Source organism: Natronomonas sp., from assembly GCF_046710025.1.
In the GTDB taxonomy this organism is placed as follows: Archaea; Halobacteriota; Halobacteria; order Halobacteriales; family Haloarculaceae; genus Natronomonas.
On sequence record NZ_JBKEGK010000265.1, the window covers coordinates 1 to 3,290 of the forward strand.

At 66.0% G+C, this 3,290-nt stretch carries 4 protein-coding genes; 2 read left to right on the plus strand and 2 right to left on the minus strand.

The annotated features are described in order from the left end of the window. Together ACI944_RS13460 and ACI944_RS13465 are read right to left on the minus strand one after the other, a co-directional pair. On the minus strand, nt 1-437 hold a 437-nt coding region (locus ACI944_RS13460; protein WP_411719545.1), incomplete at its 3' end, for an acyltransferase. A gap of 148 nt (nt 438-585) precedes the next feature. Beyond that, nucleotides 586-2,568, minus strand: coding sequence for a DEAD/DEAH box helicase (locus ACI944_RS13465; protein ID WP_411719542.1), 1,983 nt, complete (start codon nt 2,566-2,568; stop codon nt 586-588). Nucleotides 2,569-2,717: 149 nt separating this feature from the next. Here ACI944_RS13465 and ACI944_RS13470 point away from each other — a divergent pair, with 149 nt between their 5' ends. Both ACI944_RS13470 and ACI944_RS13475 read left to right on the plus strand, forming a co-directional pair. Further along, on the plus strand, nt 2,718-3,005 hold the full coding sequence (locus tag ACI944_RS13470; protein WP_411719543.1) for a DUF5779 family protein: 288 nt from the start codon (nt 2,718-2,720) through the stop codon (nt 3,003-3,005). Between the two features lie 91 nt (nt 3,006-3,096). After that, nucleotides 3,097-3,290, plus strand: a 194-nt coding sequence (locus ACI944_RS13475) for a hypothetical protein (protein ID WP_411719544.1), incomplete at its 3' end; no start/stop codon positions are given.

The window sequence follows — 3,290 nt, forward strand, 5'->3', positions numbered from 1 at the left end:
TCCTCGGCGACGAGAGAGTTCGCGGCGACCTGTGCGTCCGGGCCAATCTCGACGCCGGGAAGCACGACGACCCCGGCCCCGATCATCGCCCGCTCGCCGATTCGGATCTCGCCGGTTCGGTACTCATCCTGAAGAAATTCGTGGCACAGAAGCGTCGCGTCGTAGCCGACGATCGCGTCGTCCTCGACAGCGACGAGTTCGGGCCAGAACACGTCCGGCGTCGATTCGAGCCCCCACGAGACGCCCGACCCGACGGCGACGCCGATCGAGCGAAGTAGCCAGTTTTTCACTCTAAGACTCGGCGCGTGGCGAGCGAGGACGATCGCCACGTAGTTGAGAACGACCCGCAACGGATGTTTCGCCTCGGGCCACGACCGAAGCGAGTTGTGTGGACCGGGGGTCGGGTGGCGAGCCAGTCGGTCGTGGCGTTCCTCCATCTTCCGAGCAATGCTATCGCTGTCCGGTTCTGTATTCGGCCCGTCCTCGCCTGGTCCGCGCGTCACGTCCTATCTCTCGCTCGGCAGTGTCTTAAATCACCCCTGCCGGGCGTCGCGTTCGGACCTCCGGACGGGGGCTCATTTCGCGTTATTTTTTTACATCGCTTTCTGAACCGCCCCCGGCACCGGGAGCCGCCGACGCGTCATTTGGGTCACCGACGGCGACCGGTTCGGTCTCGCGGACCCGGACACCCCGCGCCGCGAGGTGCTTCGTCCGGTTCCTCGCGAAGTCTTCCTCTTCGGTGCCCCGCGTTGCAAGGACGTACATTCGAGCCTTTCCCACGGGGCGCATCGTCCGGCCTGCCCGCTGGGCGCCCTGCCGGCGCGACCCGCCGAGCCCCGAGGCCGCGATCGCGACCTCCGCGTCGGGGAGGTCAATCCCCTCATCGCCGACCCGTGAAACGACGATCGTGTCCACCGCGCCGCGCCTAAATCGGTCGAACAGCCGACTCCGGCGGGCGTGCGGCGTCTCGCCGCTTATAAACGGGGCGCTGAGTGCCTCGGCGATCGCGTCGCCTTGGTCGATGTACTCGACGAAAACGATGGCTTTCGAACCGCGGTTCTGGTGGAGGATCGCCGAGATTTCCCGGATCTTCGCGGGGTTCGTCGCCGCGGCTTGGCGGCGGCCGTGGCCGTCGCTGGCGGCGTATTCCTCGCGGTGCGAGGGCGACGCCCACGGGAGAAACCGGATCTCGACCTCCGGTTCGGCGACGTAGCCGGCCTCGAACAGCGCCTCCCAGTCGGTGCCGATCGGCGGGCCGACGAGTGTGTAGATCTCCTCTTGATCCTCGGTCTCTCGCACCGGCGTCGCGGTCAACCCGAGCCGGTGTTTGGTCTGGAGGGAGGCACTCCGGCGGTGGATCGGCGAAGGAATGTGGTGAACTTCGTCGAAGACGATCAACCCCCACTTTCGGGAGTCGAACAGGGTTCGGTGGCGATCCATGCCCGCAGTCCGGTAGGTGGCGATCGTCACCGGTCGGATCTTCTTTGCCCCACCGTGGTACTCGCCGACTTGATCGGGCGACAACGTCGTGTGCTCCAGTATCTCGTCGTGCCACTGGCCCGCGAGTTCTCTCGATGGGACCAACACGAGCGTCTCGCCCTCAACGTCGGCCATCACGCCAAGCGCGGCGATCGTCTTGCCCGACCCCGGTGGCCCGACGAGTACGCCCGATCCCGAGTCGGCAAAGCGGGCGATCCAGTCGGCCTGGTAGGGCCGAAGACCGAGCTCGAGGTCGAACGGCAGATCGTCCCCGGTTTCGAGATCCCGGTCGTCTTGAACCGGGTAGCCAGCCTCGTACAGCGTCCGCTTGAGTTCGGCGGTCCGATCCTCGGCGACCCATGCCGACTCGTCGCCGATCCGGGCCCGCAGAACGTCGTCGTCGAGTCGGGGATCGGCGACGTTGCCCAACAGGTCCGCGCTCTTCGCCTCCAAGACGACGTAGCCGTCGTCGTGCGTCGAGAGTCGGAACTTGTGGGCGCGCTCCCACTGCCCTTCGATCCACCCCTCTAGGGCCTCGTATCGACTGCCGAGCGCCGACCGGACCGTCGAGAGCAACTCGGGGAGGGTCTCGTAGGGGGCGTTCCAGATGTCCTCTTCGCGGACCGTGTATATGTATCCTCCTTCGCGGTTCGTGTCGGCAAGGTGAGCAAACTGCGTCAACAGCGCCCGCGTGTACTGTGCGGGCTGGTCAACGATCACGTCCCGCCGCTTCTCGAAGACAGTGATGCGCTCGTCGGCATCTGCCCGTCCGGGCGCGTGCCAGGCCGTCTCGGTCGCCGTCACGTCGAGTCGTCCGACGTGTCCGTCAGTTGCGAGCCGCGAGAGCGCTTCACCCGTCGCCTCAACGGGGCGGTCGAGGGCCGCCGCGACCTCGGCGGTCGTTACGACCGGTCGCCCTCGCGCGTCGAGTTCGTCATAGAAGCGCCCGGCGTCGACGGCTATCCCGCTGTCGGCGTCAACCACCGCTTTACCGTCGACATCGACGGGCGCCTCGCTGTCGGCATCGCTGGCCCCTTCGCCATCGGCATCCACGGGCTGCCCCGCCGCGTCGGATTGCTCGTCGGTCACTGCGAATTGTTCGGGACGGACAATCAAAAACGACCCGCATCGGGCGGGCCGAAAGCTACGATCAGGACCGCAGCCATGTCCGCGCCCGACGGCGGGACAGGCGGATAGTAGGCCGGCAGGCTTTTTCGATTCCGCCCGGTGGGGTCGGTATGGGCGATTTCGAACTCGACTTACAGACCGCCGAGGGCGAATTGGACGAACCGGATGCGGGCGGCCGCGTCGTGCTCGGGGTACTCGATGGATCGACCGACCCGGAGAAGTGGGTCGATCACGTCAAACGCGACGACGTGGTGGTGTTGAACGTCGAGGGAGACCTGAATGACCTCGCTGCCGGATTCGCCCGCGAGGTTCGCGATTACGGCGGCGAATTGATGCACTTTCGAGGGTTTCTCGTCGTCTCACCGCCCGGCCGGGATATCGACACCGATCGGCTCTGAGACGACCCGTTGCCCGGATACGCAGCGAACACCGACACCGGTGCGGCGTCCCGCCAGTACTATTGTGAAACGGCGACTACGAACGCAGTAGATGGCTTCGATGGACGAGCAGTCCACAAAAGAGCGTCCCCAGCCGCCGTATCCGGAGGCCGTTGGCCATCCGTTGACGCACAGCATTCGGTCGATGCCGGACGTGCTTGCGTTCCGGGATCGGGCGCTGGCGGGCCACGATATCGCCCGGACGTACTTTTTCGGTCCGGGAGACGTGTACAACCTCACGCACCC